This is a genomic window from Plantactinospora sp. DSM 117369 (genome assembly GCF_053764795.1).
Map to the genome: position 1 here is coordinate 5,445,009 of NZ_CM132446.1, position 21,391 is coordinate 5,466,399.

The 21,391-nt window shown below is 72.7% G+C and carries 23 protein-coding genes; 16 read left to right on the forward strand and 7 right to left on the reverse strand.

Features of this window, described 5'->3' with window-relative positions:
- Positions 1–10 precede the first annotated feature (10 nt).
- The gene (locus ACSMXO_RS23655; RefSeq protein WP_455413805.1) at positions 11–352 is read left to right on the forward strand and encodes a CU044_2847 family protein; all 342 of its coding nucleotides are present in this window, start codon (positions 11–13) and stop codon (positions 350–352) included.
- A gap of 270 nt (positions 353–622) precedes the next feature.
- Here the strand turns inward: ACSMXO_RS23655 and ACSMXO_RS23660 are convergent, their stop codons facing one another.
- Positions 623–1,273, reverse strand: a complete 651-nt coding sequence (locus tag ACSMXO_RS23660) for a DsbA family oxidoreductase (RefSeq protein ID WP_455413806.1) — start codon at positions 1,271–1,273, stop codon at positions 623–625.
- 16 nt (positions 1,274–1,289) lie between these two features.
- The gene (locus ACSMXO_RS23665) at positions 1,290–1,472 is read right to left on the reverse strand and encodes a hypothetical protein (protein WP_346256429.1); all 183 of its coding nucleotides are present in this window, start codon (positions 1,470–1,472) and stop codon (positions 1,290–1,292) included.
- Between the two features lie 75 nt (positions 1,473–1,547).
- Here ACSMXO_RS23665 and ACSMXO_RS23670 point away from each other — a divergent pair, with 75 nt between their 5' ends.
- Positions 1,548–1,940: a winged helix-turn-helix transcriptional regulator gene (locus ACSMXO_RS23670; RefSeq protein WP_346256428.1), complete on the forward strand. Its 393-nt coding sequence runs from the start codon at positions 1,548–1,550 to the stop codon at positions 1,938–1,940.
- 84 nt (positions 1,941–2,024) lie between these two features.
- Here ACSMXO_RS23670 and ACSMXO_RS23675 read toward each other — a convergent pair whose 3' ends face one another.
- Positions 2,025–2,885 (reverse strand): helix-turn-helix transcriptional regulator, encoded by an 861-nt coding sequence (locus ACSMXO_RS23675; RefSeq protein ID WP_455413807.1) that lies wholly within the window; start codon positions 2,883–2,885, stop codon positions 2,025–2,027.
- Positions 2,886–3,012: 127 nt separating this feature from the next.
- On the opposite strand from ACSMXO_RS23675, the gene ACSMXO_RS23680 reads away from it, so the two are divergent.
- Complete coding sequence (locus tag ACSMXO_RS23680; protein ID WP_455413808.1) at positions 3,013–4,011, forward strand: aldo/keto reductase; 999 nt, start codon at positions 3,013–3,015, stop codon at positions 4,009–4,011.
- Positions 4,012–4,133: 122 nt separating this feature from the next.
- Here ACSMXO_RS23680 and ACSMXO_RS23685 read toward each other — a convergent pair whose 3' ends face one another.
- Positions 4,134–5,027 (reverse strand): sigma-70 family RNA polymerase sigma factor, encoded by an 894-nt coding sequence (locus ACSMXO_RS23685; protein ID WP_455413809.1) that lies wholly within the window; start codon positions 5,025–5,027, stop codon positions 4,134–4,136.
- Between the two features lie 153 nt (positions 5,028–5,180).
- On the opposite strand from ACSMXO_RS23685, the gene ACSMXO_RS23690 reads away from it, so the two are divergent.
- From ACSMXO_RS23690 to ACSMXO_RS23700, 3 genes are all read left to right on the forward strand, one after another.
- On the forward strand, positions 5,181–5,639 hold the full coding sequence (locus ACSMXO_RS23690; RefSeq protein ID WP_346256424.1) for a carboxymuconolactone decarboxylase family protein: 459 nt from the start codon (positions 5,181–5,183) through the stop codon (positions 5,637–5,639).
- 510 nt (positions 5,640–6,149) lie between these two features.
- Complete coding sequence (locus ACSMXO_RS23695; protein WP_346256423.1) at positions 6,150–7,175, forward strand: glycoside hydrolase family 11 protein; 1,026 nt, start codon at positions 6,150–6,152, stop codon at positions 7,173–7,175.
- 135 nt (positions 7,176–7,310) lie between these two features.
- Positions 7,311–7,709, forward strand: a complete 399-nt coding sequence (locus ACSMXO_RS23700) for a VOC family protein (protein WP_455413810.1) — start codon at positions 7,311–7,313, stop codon at positions 7,707–7,709.
- Positions 7,710–7,725: 16 nt separating this feature from the next.
- Here ACSMXO_RS23700 and ACSMXO_RS23705 read toward each other — a convergent pair whose 3' ends face one another.
- The 3 genes from ACSMXO_RS23705 to shbA form a co-directional block, all read right to left on the reverse strand.
- Positions 7,726–8,169 (reverse strand): hypothetical protein, encoded by a 444-nt coding sequence (locus tag ACSMXO_RS23705; RefSeq protein WP_455413811.1) that lies wholly within the window; start codon positions 8,167–8,169, stop codon positions 7,726–7,728.
- A 148-nt stretch (positions 8,170–8,317) separates the two neighbouring features.
- The gene (locus tag ACSMXO_RS23710) at positions 8,318–9,523 is read right to left on the reverse strand and encodes a hypothetical protein (RefSeq protein ID WP_455413812.1); all 1,206 of its coding nucleotides are present in this window, start codon (positions 9,521–9,523) and stop codon (positions 8,318–8,320) included.
- The gene (gene shbA, locus ACSMXO_RS23715) at positions 9,520–10,098 is read right to left on the reverse strand and encodes an RNA polymerase sigma factor ShbA (protein ID WP_455413813.1); all 579 of its coding nucleotides are present in this window, start codon (positions 10,096–10,098) and stop codon (positions 9,520–9,522) included. The genes ACSMXO_RS23710 and shbA overlap by 4 nt, the downstream gene beginning before the upstream one ends.
- 212 nt (positions 10,099–10,310) lie before the next feature.
- Between shbA and ACSMXO_RS23720 the strand changes: the two genes are divergently transcribed.
- Genes ACSMXO_RS23720 through ACSMXO_RS23765 form a run of 10 tightly spaced genes read left to right on the forward strand, consistent with a single transcriptional unit; the run spans position 10,311 to position 21,386 of the window.
- The gene (locus ACSMXO_RS23720; RefSeq protein ID WP_455413814.1) at positions 10,311–11,348 is read left to right on the forward strand and encodes an ABC transporter ATP-binding protein; all 1,038 of its coding nucleotides are present in this window, start codon (positions 10,311–10,313) and stop codon (positions 11,346–11,348) included.
- Entirely contained in the window at positions 11,345–12,151 is an 807-nt protein-coding gene (locus ACSMXO_RS23725) for an MlaE family ABC transporter permease (protein ID WP_455413815.1), read from the forward strand. Before ACSMXO_RS23720 ends, ACSMXO_RS23725 begins: the two co-directional genes overlap by 4 nt.
- Positions 12,152–12,157: 6 nt before the next feature.
- Positions 12,158–12,955: an MlaE family ABC transporter permease gene (locus ACSMXO_RS23730; protein WP_346256416.1), complete on the forward strand. Its 798-nt coding sequence runs from the start codon at positions 12,158–12,160 to the stop codon at positions 12,953–12,955.
- A gap of 10 nt (positions 12,956–12,965) precedes the next feature.
- Positions 12,966–14,300 (forward strand): MCE family protein, encoded by a 1,335-nt coding sequence (locus tag ACSMXO_RS23735; RefSeq protein ID WP_455419295.1) that lies wholly within the window; start codon positions 12,966–12,968, stop codon positions 14,298–14,300.
- On the forward strand, positions 14,297–15,331 hold the full coding sequence (locus ACSMXO_RS23740) for an MCE family protein (RefSeq protein WP_455413816.1): 1,035 nt from the start codon (positions 14,297–14,299) through the stop codon (positions 15,329–15,331). Before ACSMXO_RS23735 ends, ACSMXO_RS23740 begins: the two co-directional genes overlap by 4 nt.
- Positions 15,328–16,311, forward strand: a complete 984-nt coding sequence (locus ACSMXO_RS23745; protein WP_346256414.1) for an MCE family protein — start codon at positions 15,328–15,330, stop codon at positions 16,309–16,311. The genes ACSMXO_RS23740 and ACSMXO_RS23745 overlap by 4 nt, the downstream gene beginning before the upstream one ends.
- Positions 16,311–17,570: an MCE family protein gene (locus ACSMXO_RS23750; protein WP_455413817.1), complete on the forward strand. Its 1,260-nt coding sequence runs from the start codon at positions 16,311–16,313 to the stop codon at positions 17,568–17,570. The genes ACSMXO_RS23745 and ACSMXO_RS23750 overlap by 1 nt, the downstream gene beginning before the upstream one ends.
- A complete protein-coding gene (locus ACSMXO_RS23755; RefSeq protein WP_455413818.1) occupies positions 17,567–19,063 on the forward strand; it encodes an MCE family protein in 1,497 nt (498 codons plus the stop codon). The genes ACSMXO_RS23750 and ACSMXO_RS23755 overlap by 4 nt, the downstream gene beginning before the upstream one ends.
- A complete protein-coding gene (locus ACSMXO_RS23760) occupies positions 19,060–20,346 on the forward strand; it encodes an MCE family protein (RefSeq protein WP_455413819.1) in 1,287 nt (428 codons plus the stop codon). The genes ACSMXO_RS23755 and ACSMXO_RS23760 overlap by 4 nt, the downstream gene beginning before the upstream one ends.
- A 20-nt stretch (positions 20,347–20,366) precedes the next feature.
- Positions 20,367–21,386, forward strand: coding sequence for a hypothetical protein (locus tag ACSMXO_RS23765; RefSeq protein ID WP_455413820.1), 1,020 nt, complete (start codon positions 20,367–20,369; stop codon positions 21,384–21,386).
- Positions 21,387–21,391: the final 5 nt, after the last annotated feature.

Below are 21,391 nucleotides of genomic sequence, written 5' to 3' on the forward strand. Positions count from 1 at the left end.
GAGGCGAACCATGCCCAAGGACATCGATCGCGTGACGATCGTACCCATCGGCCAGCTCGATGGAGGACAGATCTTCGCCGAGGTAGCAGTCAACTCCGACGGCGACGTCGGGGCGGAACGCTTTGGCAGGCTGACCGAGATCGGAGCGGAGATCTCCCGCATCAGCCGGTTCGTGGCCAGCGCCGTCCGGGACAATCTGCCGGAGCCTCCACGCCGCTACGGCGTCCAGTTCGGCATCAAGCTCTCAGCCGAGACCGGCCCGTTGGTCGCGGTCCTCACCAAGGCGACCGCCGAAGCGAACCTCGTGGTCCACCTGGAGTGGGAGGACAACGCTCCCGAGCCCGCGCCCTGACGGTCGCGTCGGTGACCCGGGACCCCGGCACCAACCGCCATGCCGGGCTCGGGAAGCGGTCGACGACGCCGGGTCGCCTGCGCTCAACGGCGTCGCATGGCGTACCAGGCCGCGCCGGCCACCACGACGGCCAGCGGCACGAGGCAGCAGACGAGGGTCAGGAGATGCCACGGCTTGATAGCGCCCATGCCGGGTGACCCTAGTCGACTCCCCGCGCCGGGTCCGGCCGACACCGCCGGCCGGACCCGATATGCACAGTGGACGCTCGGATCAGCGGGCGCCGGTCGCCGAGTCCTGGTAGGCGGTGCGCAGCGCGGAGAGGAACGCCTCGGTCGGCTGCGCGCCGGAGATGCCGTACTTCCGGTCCAGCACGAAGAACGGCACGCCGTTCGCGCCGAACGCCCGGGCCTGTGCGATGTCGGCCTCGACGTCCGCCGCGTACTCGTCGCCGGCCAGTACCCGGCGGGCCGCCTCGGCCGGTACGCCGACCTCGGTGGCGAGCCGGACCAGGGTTTCGGCGTCGTCGACGTTCTCCGCCTCGATCAGGTTGGCCCGCATCAGCCGCTCGTGCAGTTCGGTGCCGAGCCCGTACTCCCGGGCCAGGTGGGTCAGCCGGTGCGCGTCGAAGGTGTTGGCCATGATCGACTGGTCGAGGTGGTAGTCCAACCCCTCCTCGGCGGCGAGCGAGGTCACGTGCCCCTGCATCGCGGCGACCTGGGCGGCCGAGGCGCCGAGCTTGGACCGCAGGGCCTCCGGCACCGGCCGGGGCTGCCCCTTCGGGTACGACGGGTCGAGCTGGAAGCTGCGCCAGACGACCTCGACCTCGTCGGCGTGCGCGAACTGCCCGAGTGCCGTATCCAGCCGCCGCTTCCCGAGGTAGCACCACGGGCAGACGATGTCGGACCACACTTCGAGTTGCACTGATCTTCTCCTCGTTCTACCGGCAGGTTCCGTCCGAGCACACCGGGGCGTCCTCGCCAGCGGCGAGCATCACCAGGCCCGGGACCGCCGGAAGCGGTGCCGGCTTTGTCGGCTCGTCACCTGGTACGTCCGGTTCGACGGCCGGCCGGGCAGCCGGCCCGGCTGCCGCCAATTCCGCCTCCGACCTGGTCAGACTCATCAGGGCTCCCTAGTTACTCCTTGTTAGTAACCTAATTGTGCGTCAGTATCATGCCAGCGGTAAGGAGGCACTTCCATGTCGGCTACGCACACCCGTGTGCCCTTCACCCCGGACGCCGACGGCGACTGCCCGGTCCGCGAGGTGCTGGACCGGGTGGGCGACAAGTGGAGCGTGCTGGTCGTGGTGCTGCTCGGCCGGGGTACCCACCGCTTCACCGAGCTGCACCGGGCCGTCGACGGCATCAGCCAGCGGATGCTGACACTGACGCTGCGCGCGCTGGTCCGGGACGGCCTGGTCAGCCGTACGGTGCACGCCAGCGTCCCGCCCCGGGTCGACTACGCGCTGACCGAACTCGGCCGTACCCTGCTGGTGCCGCTGGTCGCGCTCGACGAGTGGGCCAGCGCACACCGCGACGACATCCGCGCCGCGCGGCGCCGGCACGACGAGGCTGCCGCCGGACCGTCCTGAGCGGCCGGACGGGTCACTCCGACGCGGCCGGCGGTTCGGGCTGAGCCGCCCGGCTGCCGCCGGCACCTGGTCCGGTCGACCGCTTCACCGTACGGACGCTCCGGTGGTCCCGGTGGGAAACTCCTCGATGCCGACCACCCGTAGCAGTTCCAGCCGTTCGCGGGCCTCGGCGTCGGCCGGGGTGAGCACCAGCAACTGCTGGCCCTGGTCGGGAGTGACCAGGGTCTCGCAGTCCATCAGCAGCCGACCCACCCGGGGATGCACGATGGTCTTGCGGTCGACGCGCCGGACCGCCACCTCGTGCTCGGCCCAGAGCCGGCGGAAGTCGGCGCTCGCGGCCTGGAGCCGCTCGACCAGCCCGGTGACGGTGGGGTCGCCGGAGCGGCGGCCGGCCGCCGCACGCAGGTCGGCCACGATCTGACGGCCGTGGTACTCGCGCTCCTCCGGCGGGTGGACGGCCCGGGTGGCCGGGTCGGTGAACCAGCGGTACACGGCGTAGCGACGGTCACCGGAGAAGGCGGTGTGGTCTCCGGTCAGCAGCACGGCGGCCCGGTTCTGGGCCAGCACCTCCCCCAGGTCGGAGAGGACCAGGGCCGGGGTGTCGCCGAGCAGGTCGAGCATGCGCAGCAGGCCGGCGCGGGCCAGCCGGGCCACCCCGTCGGCGGGCGGGGGCCGGTGACCGGCCAGGTGGAACAGGTGGTCGCGCTCGTCGTCGGAGAAGCGCAGGGCCCGGGCCAGCGCGCCGAGCAGTTGGGTCGAGGGCTGGCTGCTGCGGCCCTGCTCCAGGCGTACGACGTAGTCGACCGACATGCCGGCGAGCATCGCCACCTCTTCCCGGCGCAGCCCGGCGGTGCGGCGGCGGGGGCCGTCGGCGAGGCCGACCTCGGCCGGGCGGATCGCCTCGCGGCGGCGGCGCAGGAAGTCGGCGAGTTGGTCACGCTGCATGACCCCATGCTCCTCGCGGCCGGCGATCCGATCCAGGGAGCCGCGCTCCCACGATGAACGCTCCGCTCCCGCGCGGCCGGCTCCGGGCGCAGGGTGGGTGAGGACATCGACGACGAAGGAGAACGCGATGCAGACACGAACCCTGGGCAGTACCGGACCCGCCGTTTCCGCGCTGGGCCTGGGTGCGATGGGCATGTCGGGCGGGGCGTACGGTCCGGCAGACCGCGCGGAGAGCATCGCCACGGTGCACGCCGCGCTGGAGGCGGGCGTCACGTTGATCGACACCGGCGACTTCTACGCCATGGGCCACAACGAGTTGCTGCTCGCCGAGGCGCTGCGCGGCCGGGACCGGGACAGCTACCGGCTGAGCGTCAAGTTCGGCCAGTTGCGGGGCCCGGGCCATGCGTTCGGCGGGCCGGACAACCGGCCCGAGGCGGTGAAGAACTTCCTGGCCTACTCGCTGACCCGGCTGGGCACGGACCACGTCGACATCTACCGCCCGGCCCGGCTGGACCCGGCGGTGCCGATCGAGGAGACGGTCGGCGCGATCAAGGAGATGATCGACGCCGGTTACGTGCGGTACGTCGGACTCTCCGAGGTGGACGCCGCGACGATCCGCCGGGCGCACGCCGTGCACCCGATCGCCGACCTCCAGATCGAGTACTCGCTGCTGTCCCGCGCGGTGGAGGCGGAGATCCTGCCGACGCTGCGGGAGCTGGGCATCGGCCTGACCGCGTACGGCGTCCTCGGCCGCGGCCTCATCTCCGGGCACTGGAGTCCCGGCCACGTCGCCGGTCCCGGCGACCTGCGCGGCTTCAGCCCGCGGTTCTCCAGCGGAAACGTGGAACACAACCTCGCCCTGGTCGAGGCGCTGCGGCGGATCGCCGGGCCGATGGGCTGCACCGTCGCCCAGTTGGCCATTGCCTGGGTGGCCGCACAGGGCGGAGACATCGTGCCGCTGGCCGGCGCCCGTACCCGCGAGCGGCTGGCCGAGGCGCTGCCCGCGATGGAGCTGAGCCTCAGCGCGGACGACCTCGCCGAGATCGACAAGGCGGTGCCGCTGGGCGCGGCGCGCGGCGACCGGTACCCGCCCGCGTTCATGTCCAGCCTCGGCGTGGGGAACTGAGTCCGGCTGGCGTGGGGAACTGAGTCCGGCTCCGGCGGGCCCGCTCCGGTGCGGTCCCGCCGGGCCGCCAGCCGGCGCCCTCCGCCACGCTCGCAGAGCAACCGGTGCTGAACCGGCGTGAGTTACCGGTCAGATCCGCCGAACTCGACGCCGGTCGTCGTGATGTCCAGTGCGCGCAACTGCTCCGAGTCGGCGACCACGTCGATGCCGATGATCCGGCCGTCGCGGACGATGAAGCTGAGGGCGAACCGGATCTTGCCCCGCAGCACCACCACGGCGCCCGGAGCGCCGTCGACGACGGCCGTCCGCGCGGCATCGGCCCGGCCGGCGAAGAAGCCGGCGACGTTCTGCGCGCCGCGCAGTTCCGCGGGACCGCCCAGCCGGGCGGCGGCGCTGTCGGCCCGCATGACCACGTCCGGGTCGAGCAGGGTGAGCAGGGTGCTGACCTCGCCGCCGCGCGCGGCGGTGAGGAAGGCGTCGACGATCTCCCGCTGGCGCGGCAGGTCCGCCTCCGGGGTGGCGGCATCCGCCTGGACCCGCCGGCGGGCCCGGCTGGCGAGCTGCCGGGACGCGGCGGGGCTGCGCCCGACGATCGGGGCGATCTCGTCGTAGGAGACCGCGAACAGGTCGTGCAGGACGAAGGCGAGCCGTTCGGCGGGGGTGAGGGTTTCCAGCACGACCAGCAGCGCCAGGCCGACCGAGTCGGCCAGCATCGCCTCCCGCTCCGGGTCGGCCTGCTCGGAGGTGGCGACCGGTTCGACGGTACGGGCGTCCAGCGGGTCCTCGCGGCGGGAGCCACGGGACCGGAGCATGTCCAGGCAGATCCGACCGACCACGGTGGTCAGCCAGGCGCCGAGGTTGTCGACTCCGGTGGTGTCGGTCCGGCTCAGCCGCAGCCACGCCTCCTGGACCGCGTCGTCCGCCTCGGCCGACGACCCGAGCATCCGGTACGCCACGGCGCGCAACTGCGGCCGGTTCGCCTCGAACCGTTCGGCCAGCAGGTCCTTGTCAGTCACGTAGAGCCCTCACTTCGCCGTTCCTTGCCCGCATTGTGAGCCATGCCACGTTTGTCACGGCTCGCTCCCCGGGTTCGTCAACACAGCGACGGACCAGAACGGGCCGGTGTGACAGCGGCACCGGCCAGCATCAAGATCGTAAGGGAGACAGTCATGCAGGCACGGATCAACAACCCCGCCGCGCTCCTGCCGGAGGCGGTCAAGGCGGTCAACCTGCTCTACAAGGAGAGCCACTCGGTCGGCCTGCCGGCGTCGACGCTGGAGCTCGTACACCTGCGGGCCAGCCAGATCAACGGGTGCGGCCCGTGCGTGGACAGCGGCGCCCGGGCCGCGAAGAAGAACGGCGAGACCGACGAACGGCTCTTCGCGGTGGCGGTCTGGCGGGAGACGCCGTACTTCACCGACGCCGAGCGTGCGGCGCTGGCCCTCGCCGAGGCGGCCACCCGGATGGCCGACCGGGCCGACGCCGTGCCGGACGAGATCTGGGACGAGGCAGCCAAGCACTTCAACGAGCGGGAGCTGGCGGCTCTCGTGCTCTGGATCGCCACCACCAACTTCTTCAACCGGATCAACGTCACCACCCGGCAGCAGGCCCCGCAGAACTGGGGCTGACCGCGCACGTCGTCCAGAGCTGACCAGCACTCGCGGGTGGCGGCCGGGCCGCCACCCGCGAGTTCCTCCCCGAGCCCGCTCCCGCCCCCGTCCGACCTCGACATGGTCCGGAAGTTCTCCGTAACTTTCGGTCACGCCCCTCCGGATCTCGGGTACCCGATTGTCATTCCGGCCGACGAGCCGCTGTCCCGACCGGTCAGCCGACACACTGACCTGCTGAAACAACCTCGGAGCGAATCGCTACCAGCCGAGGGTTTCCGCAATATTTCCGGGAAGCGTTGACATGTGACCGGAACCCGACCAATACTGTCGCCATCGGCAGACCTTCACCACTGTCGATGGCTTACCACCACGTTCCGCTCCTCCGGTTGTCGACCGCGCGACGACCGGCCCACCACCACCGCGCCGTACGACGCTGGCACCCGGTGCCCGTTGCCGGGGGCTGACAACCCTGCCGGGTCGTACCGCGCCGCTGGCCCCCGCCAGCCACCACGAGGAGGAAGCAGCTAGATGAACGACACGCACCACGCCCCCACCAGACCGAGAAAGCGCCGCATCCGGCTGCTCTTCGGTGCCGCCTGCGCCGTGGCGCTGGCGGTCAGCGGCACGGCGCTGGCCCCCAGCGCGCACGCCGAGGCCGACCGGCAGGTCTGCTCGAACAGCACCGGCACGCACAACGGGTTCTACTTCTCGTTCTGGAAGGACAGTGGCGACGCCTGCATGGTGCTGCGCGAGAACGGCCGGTACTCCAGCTCGTGGAGCAGGAGCACCAACAACTGGGTCGGCGGCAAGGGCTGGTCCAGCGGTAGCCGGCGGACGGTCAGCTACTCGGGCACCTACAACCCGGGCAACAACAACACCTACCTCGCCCTGTACGGATGGACGCGGAACCCGCTCATCGAGTACTACGTCGTGGAGAACTTCGGCAGCTACAACCCGAGCAGCGGCGCCACCCGGATGGGCACGGTAACCACCGATGGTGGCACCTACGACATCCTCCGCAGCCAGCGGGTCAACCAGCCGTCGATCGACGGCACCGCCACGTTCTACCAGTTCTGGAGCGTCCGGCAGCAGAAGCGCAGCAGTGGCACGATCACCTTCGGCAACCACATGGACGCCTGGGCCCGCGCCGGCCTGAACCTCGGCACCAGCTGGGCCTACCAGGTCATGGCCACCGAGGGCTACCAGAGCCAGGGAAGCTCCGACATCACCGTCCGGGAAGGCGGCGGGGGCAACCCGAACCCCAACCCGACCACTCCGCCGCCCGGTAGCGGCGGCTGCACGGTCAGCGTGAGCCGGGCCGAGGACTGGAGCGACCGGTTCAACACGACCTTCTCGGTCAGCGGTGCCAGCAACTGGGTCGTCACCATTAACACGAGTAGCGGCCAGAGCCTGCAGAACAGCTGGAACGCCTCGATCAGCGGCACCAGCGGCACCCTCACGGCGCGCCCGAACGGCAACGGCAACAACTTCGGTATCACGCTCTACAAGAACGGCAACAACACCACACCAACCGCGAGCTGCTCGACCGGCTGACCCTGGGTGTGGGGTGGGGTACGGTGCCGCCGGTGTCCGGAGGCGCGGACTGACCCGAACACCGGAGCACCGTCCCTGTGGCGCGGCGGCCATCGGCCGCCGCGCCACACTGCTGTTCCGGTTAGGCTCCCCGGCATGACGAGGATCAGCCAGATCTCGCTGGGGGTGATCGACGACAAGCGCGCCGGGGAGTTCTGGCGGCAGGCCCTCGGCTACGTACGCCGCCCGCCGCGATACGAGGGTGACGACTGGATCGTCCTCGCGCCTCCGCCCGGCGTCTCCGGCAGCGCCATCGCGATGGACGTCAGCGAGAGCCCCGCCGAACGGTTTCCCCGAATCCACCTCGACCTCCAGGTCGACGATCGCGACCTGGACGAGGAGGTCGACCGACTCGTCACGCTCGGCGCACGGCCGGTCGACTGGCCGTACTACCCCACCGACGATGGCCCGGAGCCACCGGGGACCCGCCTCCGGTACGTCGTACTTGCCGACACCGAGGGCAACGTCTTCTGCGTCGAAGAGCGCGCCGGCTGAGCCCCGCAGCACCGCCTCAGCTCGTCGGCCTGCCGGTCCCGGCGGACATCCGTACGGCGGCGACCACCAGCAACACCAGGCTGGGCAGGTAGAAGAGCCCGAGCGAGGCGAGGCTCACCAGGACACCCAGCCCGAGCAGCACCACGGCGGCGACCGTCACCGGTAGCCGGGCGGCCCCGGTGCCGAGCAGCGGCATCGCGCAGAGCAGCACCGGGACCAGCAACAGCAGCGCCACGCCCCACCCCTGCGCCTGCACGAGGGGCTGCCGCACCTCGCGAACCACCATCATCGGGGCGGCCACGCCGGCACTGGTCGGACCCTCGTCGCGGGTGGCCTCCAGGACGGTTGTGACCGGCAGGAACAGCAGCAGGGCGCCGGCCGCCACCGCGAGCAGGAGCGCGGCCAGCAACCATCGGATGCCGGGCCGGGCCGCCGAGGGCAGCGACGTTGCCTGGTCCATCGTCATCCTCCGGGCTAGGTCGGTCGGATGCGTCGGGCGGCGATCCCGCCACTGTCCGTCAGACTACCGCCGGCCATCGATCCCTTGTGCCGCGAGTGGCGGCTCGGCGAGCTTGTCCGGGCAGGGCGTGGTCACCCCGGGGGCCGGGTCAGTCGGGTGGGCAGAGCAGCACGCAGCCGCCGCTGGGCAGCAGCGGCAGCCCGGACGGCAGCAGCGACGGCAGCAGGGGTACCGGCAGCGGCAGTACCTCCCGGCGCGACGGGCTCGCCGGTGGCGGCTGCGCCGGACCGGACCGCACCGTCGGCGGTGCCGCATCGCCAGGGGTACGCGCCGGAGCCGGGGTACGCCCCGCACCCGGTGTCGGTGGCACCGGTCGGACCGGAGTCGAACCCTCGCCGCTGGGCGCCTCGGACCGGTCCGCCGATCCGGGCAGTCCGAGCCGGACCCGCTCGATCTCGGTACGCAGCCGCCCGGCCTCCGCCGAGTCGCGGATCTCGGTCACCTGCACGGCCGCGCGGTCCAGTTCCGCGCGCGCCTCGGCGTAGCGGCGCTCCGCCACCGCCTCCCGGGCGAGTTGGATGGTGTGCTCGGCGGCGCGGACCGCGGACCGGTCCGGATAGACCGCCGACGCGACCGGCCAGAGCGGGCTGGTCGGCCCCGCGTGGTTGACGCCGAGCCCGAGCAGGGCGGTCACGACGACACCGACCACGCTGGACAGCACGAGTCGGCGGACGAGCGGGCCGGGGCGCACCGGTGGGCGGGACGGCCCCGGTCGCACGGCGGCTTCCCGCGCGGAGCCGGCCGGACCGGCACCGGGGCGACGTCCGGCCGGCGGCCGGCTCGCCGAAGCACCGGGACCGGGTCGGCGGACCGGGACTGCGGTACGGGGCGGGCGGATGCCGTCCGGACCCTGTCCGGCCGGCTGAGGCGTGGTCAGGGCGAACGCGGTGTCGAGGTCGAACGCCGGCAGATCGGCGTCGAGTTCCGCGCGCCAGGCGGTGAGCAGCCCGGCCAGCGGGTCGTCGCCGACCGCCGACGCTCCCCGTCCCCACGTGTCGAGCAGCAGGTCGTCCGCCGCGACCACCGCCGGATCGGGATCGGCCGTCAGATCGGGATCGGCCGACGAATCGGGATCGGCCATCGGATCGGGACCGGCCGACGGATGGAGGTGAAGGTCGAGGTCCGGGTCGGTGGGCTGGTGCGGCTGGGCCGAGGACCGGCGCGCCGCTGCCCGCTCGGCACTCCATCCAGACTCGCCGTCCCGGCCGGTCAACGTCCCATCCCGCCCCGGCACGGCGCCGCCGCGCTCGTCCGTACCGTCGTCTCGCTCTGCACCGCTTCGTAGCGTACTCATGCGGCGACCTCGTCCAGGGCGGTGCCGGCCAGCGCGCGGAGCCGGGCCAGGGCGCGGGACTGGGTCACCCGGACGGCGGCGGCCGACATTCCCACGATCAGACCGACCTCATCGGCGGTGAGGCCGACCGCCACCCGGAGCAGGACGATCTCCCGGTGCACCTCGGGCAGCCGGGCCAGCAGCGCGGAGAGCCGGCGGGCGAGGTCGGTGGCGACGGCCCGCTGTTCCGGGCCGGGTTCGGCGTCCGGCTCGTCCGGCAGCGGACCGCCGGTGGTGATGGCCGAGTCGCGGATGGCGGCCCGCTGCGCGTCGGCGACCTTGTGCGCGGCGATGGTGTAGAGGAACGCGGAGAACGGCCTGCCCTGGTCCCGGTAGCGGGGCAGCGCCCGGAGCACCGCCAGGCAGACCTCCTGGGCCACGTCGTCGGCGGTGGCGTACGCGCCGCCGATCCGGCCGAGCCGGGCCCGGCAGTACCGGACCAGGCCGGGACGGACCTCGGTGAGCAGTGCCGCCGTCGCCTCGGGGTCGCGTCGAGCCGCGCGCGCGACAAGTTCTGTCTCGGGTGCTGCGGTCATGTATGCGGTCGCACCTTCGTCGGGCCCACACCTTCGTCCGGCACCACGCCTGGAGTTACCGGCGGGTTAACCGCACCGTAGCGGGAGCCGCCGGATAGCACCACCGGCGGGGTGCGGTTCTCGGACGTCGCGCCGGCGGCTCACCGGCGTACCCACGGAAAGTGGTCGAAGAATTACCGGCCATCGCTGTTACGCGCGGCGCGGCCCGGACGATGTCCACCAGAGACGGCGGTGGACGGACGGTCCACCGGAAGCTGCGGCGGGCGGGTGTGCGGATGGGCGTCGAGGTACGGGTCGAGGGGCTGACGAAGTCCTTCGGCGGGCAACCGGTCTGGTCCGACGTCAGTCTGACCCTGCCGGCGGGCGAGATCTCGGTGCTGCTCGGCCCCTCCGGCACCGGCAAGTCGGTCTTCCTCAAGACGCTGGTCGGGCTGCTGAAGCCGGACCGTGGGGCGATCTGGATCGAGGGTCAGGACCTCCCCCGGCTCTCCGAACGCGCCCTCTGCGAGGTCCGCAAGCTCTTCGGCGTGCTGTTCCAGGACGGCGCGCTGTTCGGCTCGATGAACATCTACGACAACGTCGCCTTTCCGCTGCGCGAGCACACCCGCAAGTCGGAGTCGCAGATCCGGGCGGTGGTGCACGAGAAGCTGGAGATGGTCGGGCTGCTCGGCGCGGAGCGGAAGCTGCCGGGCGAGATCTCCGGCGGCATGCGCAAGCGGGCCGGGCTGGCCCGGGCGCTGGTGCTGGACCCGCAGATCATCCTCTTCGACGAGCCGGACTCCGGGCTCGACCCGGTCCGCACCGCGTACCTGAACCAGCTCATCATCGACCTCAACCAGCAGACCGGTGCGACGTTCCTGATCGTCACGCACGACATCAACACCGCCCGCACGGTGCCGGACAACATCGGGCTGATCTACCACGGTCACCTGGCCATGTTCGGGCCGCGCGAGATGTTGCTCAGCAGCACCGAGCCGGTGGTCCGGCAGTTCCTCAACGCGCAGCGGATCGGCCCGATCGGGATGGCCGAGGAGAAGGACTCCGACGAGCTGCGGGCCGAGGCCGAGGCCGGGGCGGAGCTGCCGCCGCTGCCGCCGATCCCGCTGCAACTCGCCCCCTCCGACGGGCGGTCCCGCGCCGCCGAGCAGCCGCCGGGTCGGTGGTGCGAGGAGCACGGTGTCACACCCCCGGCCGGCTCGTTCCGGGGCGTGCAGGGCAGCGTGTGGCAGCCGACCGAGGCGCTGCGATGAGCGCGCCGACCGGCACCGGCCAGGCCGGCGGCCCGACCCGGGTGGCGGCCGGGCTGCGCGGCCCCGGCTACTTCTTCGCCTTCTGCCTCGACGCGCTGCGCGGGCTGTTCCGGCGGCCGTTCCAGGTCCGCGAGTTCGTGCAGCAGGCCTGGTTCATCAGCTCGGTGTCGATCCTGCCGGCCGCGCTGGTGGCGATCCCGTTCGGTGCGGTGATCGCACTACAGCTCGGTTCCCTGGTACGCCAGCTCGGCGCCCAGTCGTTCACCGGCGCCACCTCGGTACTGGCCGTGGTACGCGAGGCGAGCCCCATCGTGACCGCGCTGATCATCGCCGGGGCGGGCGGCTCGGCGATCTGCGCCGACCTCGGTGCCCGGAAGATCCGCGAGGAGCTGGACGCGATGGAGGTGCTCGGCATCGACCCGGTGCACCGGCTCGTCGCGCCCCGGATCGTCGCCGCCGCACTCGTCGCGGCGCTGCTCAACGGGCTGGTCAGCGTCGTCGGGGTGGCCGGCGGCTACTTCTTCAACGTGGTGATGCAGGGCGGCACCCCGGGAGCGTATTTGGCCAGTTTCCAGGCGCTGGGGCAACTCTCCGACCTGGCCGTCGGCGAGGTGAAGGCGGTGCTGTTCGGTGCGGTGGCCGCGCTGGTGGCGTCGTACCACGGGATGACGGCGCGGGGCGGGCCGAAGGGGGTCGGCGACGCGGTCAACCAGAGCGTCGTACTCACCTTCATGCTGCTCTTCGCGCTGAACTTCGTGATCACCGCGGTCTACTTCCAGCTCGTGCCGCAGCGGGGGATGTGAGGGCCGATGCTGCGTACCCTGGACAACCTCGGCGGCCAGCTCGCGTTCTACCTGCGGGCGTTCGCCTGGACCCCCCGGGCCCTGCACCGCTACCGCCGGGAGGTGGTGCGGCTGCTCGCCGAGATCAGCTTCGGTCGCGGCGCGCTCGCGGTCGCCGGTGGCACCGTCGGGGTGATCTGCTTCCTGACCTTCTTCACCGGCACCGAGGTGGGGCTCCAGGGCTACCAGGCGCTGGACCAGCTCGGCAGCAGCGCGTTCACCGGCTTCATTTCGGCCTACTTCAACACCCGGGAGATCGCCCCGCTGGTCGCCGGGCTGGCGCTGTCGGCGACGGTCGGCTCCGGCTTCACCGCCCAGCTCGGCGCGATGCGGATCTCCGAGGAGGTCGACGCCCTGGAGGTGATGGGCGTCTCCTCGCTGCCGTTCCTGGTCACCACCCGGATGATCGCCGGCTTCGTCGCGGTCATCCCGCTGTACGTGATCGGCCTGCTCTCCAGCTATCTGGCCACCAGAGGCATCGCGGTCTTCTACTTCGGACAGTCGGCAGGCACCTACGACTACTACTTCCACCTCTTCCTGCCCCCGGTGGACGTGCTCTGGTCGTTCGGCAAGGTGCTGGTGTTCAGCGTGATCGTCGTGCTGGTGCACTGCCACTACGGCTACCACGCCAGCGGCGGGCCGGCCGGGGTCGGGATGGCGGTCGGCCGCGCCGTGCGTACCGCCATCGTGGCGATCAACATCGTCGACTTCTTCCTGTCGCTGGCCATCTGGGGCGCGACCACCACCGTCCGGATCGCGGGGTGAACAGGTGAGCATGGAGCATCGCGGGTCGCCGCTGGGCCGGCGCGTCCTCGGTCTCGTCTTCGTCGTGCTGCTCGGCGCGGCGCTGTCGCTGGCCGTGTTGCAGTACCGCAAGGTCTTCACCCCGGTCGCCTGGGTGACCCTGCACACCGCCCAGACCGGGATGCAGCTCAACCCCGGCGCCGAGGTGAAGCTGCGCGGTGTGCCGATCGGCGAGGTACGCGAGGTCGACAGCGACGGGGCACAGGCCCGGTTGCGGCTCGCGCTCGACCCGGACCGGATCGGGCAGATACCAGCCGACGTCACCGCCCGGCTGCTGCCGAAGACCCTCTTCGGCGAGCGGTACGTGGCGCTGGTCCCCCCGGCCGGCTCCACCGCCGGTCCGCTGCGGGCGGGTGCGGTGATCAGCCAGGACCGCAGCCGCAACGGCGTCGAGCTGGAACGGGTACTCGACGAGGCGCTGCCGCTGCTCCAGTCGATCCACCCCGACAAGCTGGCCAGCACGCTCGCCGCGCTGGCCACCGCGCTGGACGGTCGCGGCGAGCAGCTCGGCCGGACCCTGGAGACCCTCGACACCTACCTCAGCGAACTCAACCAAGAGCTGCCGGCGCTCACCGAGGACGTCCGGCGGCTCGCGGCGGTGCTGGACTCCTACGACGCGGCCCTGCCGGACCTGCTGGCCATCCTCCGGGACGTCACTCCGACAGCGCGGACCGTCGCCGACCAGCGGACCCAGCTCGCGGCCTTCCTCGCCGAGTCCACCGGCGCCGCCGACGTGGGCCGGCTGTTCCTGGACCGGCACGGTGACCAGGTGATCCGGCTCGGCGAGCTGGGCCGGCCGGTGCTGGAGCTGCTGGCCGCGTACGCCCCGGAATATCCGTGCCTGATGCAGGGGCTGGTGGGGGCGCAGCCGCGCGCCGAGGAGGTGTTCCGGAACGGCCGGATGCACGTGACCCTGGAGGTCACCCGGGACAACGGCGCATACCAGCCCGGCCGGGACGACCCGGCGTACGGCGCCTCGACCGGGCCGCAGTGCCGGGAACTGCCGAACCCGACGCCACCGGCGCCCGAGGTGCGGATCGAAGACGGCTACGACCACGGTGGTTCCCGCCCCGGCCCGGTCAAGCTGCCGGTCGGCAAACCGCCGGCCGGCACCGCCACCAGCACCGGTGACGCCCCGGCCGCCGGCACCCCACCGGCGATGGGATCCGCCGGCACCGAGGAGGAACAGAACCTGCTCAAGCCGATCATCGGGGCCGCCACCGACACCCTGCCGGTGCAGGTACCCGACATCGCGGTCCTGCTCTGGGGTCCGCTGCTGCGCGGAGCGGTGGTGAACGCGCGATGAGGCGGGTACCGGTCGGACCGCTGGTCAAGCTGGTCGCGTTCGCCGCGGTGACGCTGCTGCTCACCGGGGTGCTCGGGCAGGCGCTCGGTTCGTTCTCCTTCGGCGGCACCAGCTACCGGGCCCGGTTCACCGACGTCACCGGACTGCTGCCCGGGGACGACGTCCGGATCGCCGGGGTCCGGGTGGGGCAGGTCGACAGGATCCGGGTGGTGCAGGACAGCGTCGCCGAGGTCACCCTGACGCTCACCGAGGAGGTGCCGCTGAGCACCACCGTGCGGGCGAAGATCCGGTACCGCAACCTGATCGGCCAGCGCTACGTCGCGCTCGCCGAGGGACCGGGCGGCGGACCGCCGCTGCGCCCGGACGGGCTGATCCCGCTCGGCCAGACCACCCCGGCCCTCGACCTGACCACGCTCTTCAACGGGTTCCGGCCGCTGTTCACCGCGCTGACGCCCGAGGACGTCAACAAGCTGGCGTACGAGATCATCCAGGTGCTACAGGGCGAGGGCGGCACCGTCTCCAGCCTGCTGGCGCACACCGCCTCGCTGACCAACACCCTGGCCGACCGGGACGCGGTGATCGGACGGGTGGTGACCAACCTCAACTCGGTGCTCGCCACCCTCGACTCCCGGGACGCCGAGCTCGACCAGACGATCCGGTCGTTGCAGCAGTTCGTCTCGGGACTGGCCGGCGACCGGGAGGCGATCGGTGCGGCGCTGGTCAACCTCGGCAAGCTCACCGGCAGCACCGCCGCGCTGCTCGCCGATGCCCGGCCGGCGCTCGCCGCCGACGTGACCGAACTCGGCGAACTGGCCGGCACCCTCAACCGGAACGCGGCGGTGATCGACGGCACCCTCGGCCGGCTGCCCGACCGGTACGAGGCGCTGACCCGGGTCGCCTCGCACGGCTCCTGGCTCAACCTCTTCGTCTGCGACTTCGACGGCCGGCTGGCGCTCGGCGGGCAGGGCGTCAACCCGGCGACGTTCAGTTCCCAGGCCGCCCGCTGCGCCGGATCAGGAGGTGCCCGGTGAAACCGTTCCGGGAGCGCAATCTCGTCGCCGTCGGCGCGGTCGGGCTGGTGGTGCTGACCGGCCTGCTGCTGACGGCGTTCCGGCTGGACGACCTCTCAGCACTCGGCAACCCGGCGTACGCGGCGGCGTTCCGGGACGCCAGCGGGCTGGCCGAGGGGAACGAGGTGCGGGTCGCCGGGGTACGCGTCGGCGAGGTGACCGAGGTGGACCTGGCCCGCAACGGCACCACCCCGTACGTCCGGGTGCGGTTCCGGATCGACGACGGCGAACTGCGGCTCGGCCGGGACACCGGCGCGACCATCCGGATCAAGACGGTGCTCGGCCAGAAGTATCTGGCACTGGCTCCGGCCGGGCCGGGCCGGCTGGCCGAGGACGCGGAGATCCCGCTTTCCCGGACGGCGTCGCCGTTCGACGTGATGCAGGCGGTCACCGGGCTGGCCGGCACGCTCGACGAGATCGACACCGCCCAGTTGGCGACCGCGTTCACCACCCTCGCGGAGACCTTCGCCGACACGCCGGGCAGCGTGCGTTCCTCGCTGGACGGGCTCTCCCGGCTCTCCCGCACGGTCGCCAGCCGGGACGCCGAGCTGCGCGAGCTGCTGGAGCGGGCCCGGAGCGTCACCGACGTGCTGGCGAACCGGGACGAGGAGTTCCGCCGGCTGGTCGCCGACGGGACGCTGCTGCTCGACGAGGTGCACCGGCGGCGGGACGCGATCCACGAGCTGCTGGTCGGCACCCGGGACCTGTCGACCCAGCTCTCCGGGCTGGTCGCCGACAACCGCGCCACGCTGGAGCCGACGCTGCGCCAGTTGCGCGGGGTGGTGGCCACCCTGCAACGCAACCGCGACGACCTGGAGCGGACGTTGCAGACGATGGGGCCGTTCCTCGACGCGTTCACCAATGTGCTGGGCAACGGCCGGTGGTTCGACTCCTATCTTCGCGGACTGCTCCAGCCGTACGTGCCGACGGGAGGTCGCTGATGCGCCGGCCGGTGTTCCTCGCTCCGCCGAACCGTCGGCGGGCGCTGCTCGCCGCCGGGGTGACCGTGGTGGTAGCCGCCGCAGTCGCGTTCGTGGTGCTGCACCAGGGCACCCCGCAGCGTCGCCTCGTCGCGCACTTCGCCCGGGCGGTCGGCATCCACCCCGGCTCCGACGTACGGGTGCTCGGGGTGCGGATCGGTGAGGTCGTCTCGATCTCCCCGGCCGGGCGTACCGTCCGGATGGAGCTGCGCTACGACGCCCGGCACGACATCCCGGCCGACGCGTCGGCGGTGATCGTGCCGCCGAGCCTGGTCAGCGACAGGTACGTCCAGCTCACCCCGGCCTTCTCCGGCGGTGCCCGGCTGCCCGACGGCGCCGAGCTGCCGGTGGACCGGACGATGGCGCCGATGGAGATCGACGACATCTACCGGGCACTCGACGAGTTCAACCGGGCGCTCGGGCCGGACGGCGCCAACGCCGACGGGGCGCTGGACGATCTGCTCGGCACCGCCCGGGCCAACCTGGCCGGCAACGGCGACAACCTGCACGACACCCTGGACGGGCTCTCCCAGGCCCTGGACACCCTCGCCGACGGGCGGCAGGACCTGTTCGGCACGGTGGCGAACCTGCAACGGTTCACCACCGCACTGGCCCGCAGCGACCAGCAGGTGCGGGCGTTCAACTCCCGGCTCGCCGACGTGGCCACCCAGCTCGCCGCCGAGCGGGGCGACCTGGCCGCCGCGCTGCGCAACCTGGCGACCGCGCTCGGCGAGGTCACCCGGTTCGTCCGGGACAACCGGGCCATCCTGAAATCCAACGTGGACGCGCTGGCGGACGTGACGAACATACTGGTCCGGCAGCAGAAGGCGCTCATCAAGATCCTGGACGTGGCACCGCTGACCCTCTCCAACCTGAACCTGGCCTACAACGCCCGGTCCGGCACCCTGGACACCCGGGACAACCTGCTCGGCCCGTACGACCCGGCGGCGTACGTCTGCGCCACGCTGGCCGACGCGCTGCCGGCGCCGAAGGTACCCAAGCGCTGCTTCGAGCTGGCCGAGACGCTGAACCTGAAGCGACTCCCGCTGCCGGAGGAGCTGCGCAAGCTGCTCAACCTGCCGCCGTCCGGCAAGCCCGCACCGGCGGCGCCGCAGCCGCCGGCCACCGGCGACGGTACGGCCACACCCGCACCGGGAGCGCCGGGGCCGGAGGTGTCGCTCGACCGCACGCTGGGCGGCATCCTGCGAGGTCTCCGATGAGCCGGCCGGTTTCCCCCGAGACCCGTCCGGCGACCCGGTCCGGGGGCGGGCGGACGGTGACGCGGGCGGTCGCGGCGCTGCTGGCGGCGACCGTCGGGGCGACCGGCTGCGGCACCCCGGACCTGGCCGACCTGCCGCTGCCCGGCGGGGCACCGGACGGGCCGGCGTACCAGGTCACGGCCGAGTTCACCGACGTGCTCGACCTGGTACCGCAGGCGTCCGTCAAGGTCAACGACGTGACCGTGGGCAGTGTGCGGGAGATATCGCTGCGCGGCTGGACCGCCCTGGTCCGGCTCGACATCGACCGCACCGTGACGCTGCCCGGCAACGCCACCGCCGCGGTCCGGCAGACCAGTCTGCTCGGCGAGAAGTACGTCGCGTTGGCCGCCCCGGTCACCGAGCCACCCGCCGGGCAGCTCGCCGACGACGCGGTGATCCCGCTGGCCCGGACAAAGCGGTCGGCCGAGGTCGAGGAGGTGCTTGCCGCGCTCGGGCTGCTGCTCAACGGCGGCGGGCTCGCCCAGCTCAAGACGATCAACCAGGAACTCGCCGCCGCGTTGCAGGGTCGGGAGCCGGCCGTCCGGGACGCGCTGCGCCAGTTGGACACCTTCGTGACCGGGCTCGACCGGCAGAAGGCGGATCTGGTCCGCGCGGTGGACGCGCTGGACCGGTTGACGGATCGGCTGGCCCGGCAGCGGGCCGTGATCGGTGACGCGCTCTCCGCGCTCGACCCCGGCCTGACGGTGCTGGCCGAGCAGCGGGAGCAGCTCAGCGAGGCGGTGACCGCCCTCGGCGAACTGGGTCGGGTGGGCGCCCGGGTGGTCACCGAGAGCCGGGAGGACCTGGTGGCGAGCGTACGGGCCCTGCAACCGACGCTCGAACAACTCGTCCGGGCCGGCGACGCGCTGCCGAAGTCGCTCGACTTCATGCTGTCGTACCCGTTCCCACCGAACGTCACCGGGGCGATCGTCGGCGACTACATCAACCTGTCGCTCACCGCCGACCTGGACGCCGCGACCATCCTGTCGAACCTCTTCTCGGCCAAGCCGGTGGCGAAGCCGCCGTCGAAGGGCGGGACCCGGCCCGGTGGCACCGCCAGCGGCAACCGCCCGGGTGCGACCGGCGGCGGGCAGCGCCCCGGCGGTAGCGGCGACGACCGGCCGGGCGGGGTCGGTCCGCTGCTGCCCGGCGTACTGCCGCCGATCTGCCTGCCGATCGGCGGGCTGCTGCCGATCGACTGGCTGCCGCCGCTGCTGCCCGAGTGCGAGCTGCCGCCCGGCTGTGAACTGCTCCGTCCCGGGTCGCTGCTGCCGCCGGGCGGGCTGCTGCCACCCCGTGGTGTGGTGCCGCCGGGCACCATCTTTCCGCCCGGCACCAAACTGCCGCTGGGCACCATCCTCTCCCCCGGCTGCCTGCTGCCGCCGCCCGACGGGGCGACGAACGGGCGGACCGGCGGGCTGCTCGACGTACTCGGCGGGGGGTTGCTGCGATGATCGGACGTACCGCCCGACTCCAGGTGCTCGCGTTCCTGCTGGTCAGCGTGCTCGGGATCAGCTACGTCGCGGTCCGCTACGTCGGGCTCGGCGACCGGCTGCTCGGCCACGGTTATCTGGTGCACGCCGACTTCGCCGACTCCGGGGGCATCTTCCCGAACGCGTCGGTCAGCTACCGGGGTTTCCCGGTCGGCCGGGTCGAGGCGGTCGACCTGCACGACGGGGCGGTCCGGGTCACCCTCCGGCTGGACGAGGGAGTGCGGGTACCCGACGCGCTGCGGGCGGTGGTCTCGCACCGTTCCGCCGTCGGTGAGCAGTACGTCGACCTGCGCCCCGAGCGCGACACCGGCCCCTACCTGCGGGACGGTTCGGTGATCCCCCGGGACCGCACCGGCACCCCGCTGGCCCCGGAGACCCTGCTGGCCAATCTGGACGCGCTGGTCCGCTCCATCGACCCGGACGACCTGGCGGTGGTGATCGACGAACTGGGCGTCGCCTTCGAGGGCAACAAGGCGGCACTGCGCCGGATCCTCGACGCGAGCGGGGCGCTGCTGGCCGAGGCGACCGTACGGCTGCCGGAGACCGTGACGCTGATCCGGGACGCGCGCACGGTGCTGCGTACCCAGCAGGAGTCCGCCGCCGCGCTGCGTCGCTGGGCGGACGGGCTGGCCCGGCTCGCCGAGACGGTCCGGGCGGCCGATCCAGATCTGCGGCGGATCCTCGCCGACGGACCGGGCGCCGCCACCGAACTGGTCGGCCTGCTGCGCGACCTGGACCCGTCGATCGGCACCCTGCTCGGCAACCTGGTCGCGGTGAACGGGGTGGCGGCCCGGCGGCTGCCCGGCATCGAGCAACTGCTGGTGGTCTACCCGCTGGTGGTCGACGGCGCGTTCACCGTCACCCCCGGCGACGGCACCGTGCACTTCGGGCTCGTGGTGAACGTCGCCGACCCGCCCGCCTGCGTCTACGACGGGTCCACCCGCTGCACGTCGGCGGAGGCGGCCCGCGGTTCCAGCGTCCGGGGCAGCGCGGCGGCGCCCCGCCCGGGCGGCACGGACCCGGCGCCGCCCCGGCCCGGCGGGCCGGCGCTGCCGGAGTCGGGCGAGCCGGCCGGGGACGCCCCGCCGGTCTCCCCCGCCACGGTCGCCGGCTACGACCCCGCGACCGGGTTGGCGCTGGGCCCGGCCGGCGGCCCGCTCTCCTTCGGCTCGACCGGCGGGCAGTACCAGCTCGCCGGCGACCAGTCCTGGAAACAACTCCTACTCGCCGGCCTCGCGCCGTGACCGACCCGAGGAGCCGACCGATGCGCAGCGGTGAGGAACGCAGGTTGAAACTGGTAAAGGGCACAGCACCGGCCGATCCGGCCACTCCGGCCGCCCCTGGGCAGGCACCCGCCGAGGGACGGGGCCCGGCCGGCGGGGCACGCCGGTCGGGCGACGGGACGCGGCAGCCGGCCAGGGGCGGGCGGGCGGCGACCCGGCGTACGGTGACCCGGCGGGTGCCGGCCGCCAAGGACCCCGTGCGGGAGATCCTGGAACGGCTCGACCAGGAGCCGGTCGACAGGCCGGGCAGCGGGGAGCCGACCGCGGCGGGCGGGACAGCCACGACCGACGAGCCGACCTCCACGGACGAGCCGGACCTGACCGACGAGCCGACCGCGACGAACGGGGCGACCGCGACCGACGAGCCGGACACGACCGGCACGGCGACGAGCACCAGCAGGGCGACCCGCATCGGCAGGGCGATCCGCATCGGCAAGGCGACCAGGACCGGCGAGGCGGGCTCGACCGGCGAGGCGGGCTCGACCGGCGAGACGGCGGCGGGACGGGACGGGCCCGGGCGGCGGCTCGGGACGACGATCACGCTCGTCGCCGCGCTCTGTGCGGCACTCGCCCTGGCCGGTGTCTTCGGCTACCAGTGGTGGGAGGACCGGGCAATCGAGCGGTCCCACGCGCAGGCCCTGGCCGCCGCGCGGCAGACCACCGTCAACTTCGTCTCGGTCAGCGCGTCCAGTGTGGACAGCGACCTCCAGCGGATCACGGCCGGCGCCACCGGCGAGTTCAAGGAGGAGTTCGTCCGGGGCCAGGCCAAGGTGCGGGAGGCGGTGCTGGAGAACAAGGTCGAGTCGAGGGGTACGGTGCTGCGCGCCGGCCTGCTCTCCGGCGACCGCCGCCACGCGGTGGTGCTGGTGGCGATGGACGCGACCGTCAAGAACGTGAACGCCCCGGACGGGCGGCCCGCGCACTACCGGATCCAGGTCGACCTGACCAGGGAAGACGACTCCGACACCTGGCTGGTCGCCCGGCTCCAGTTCGTCGGCTGAGAGGA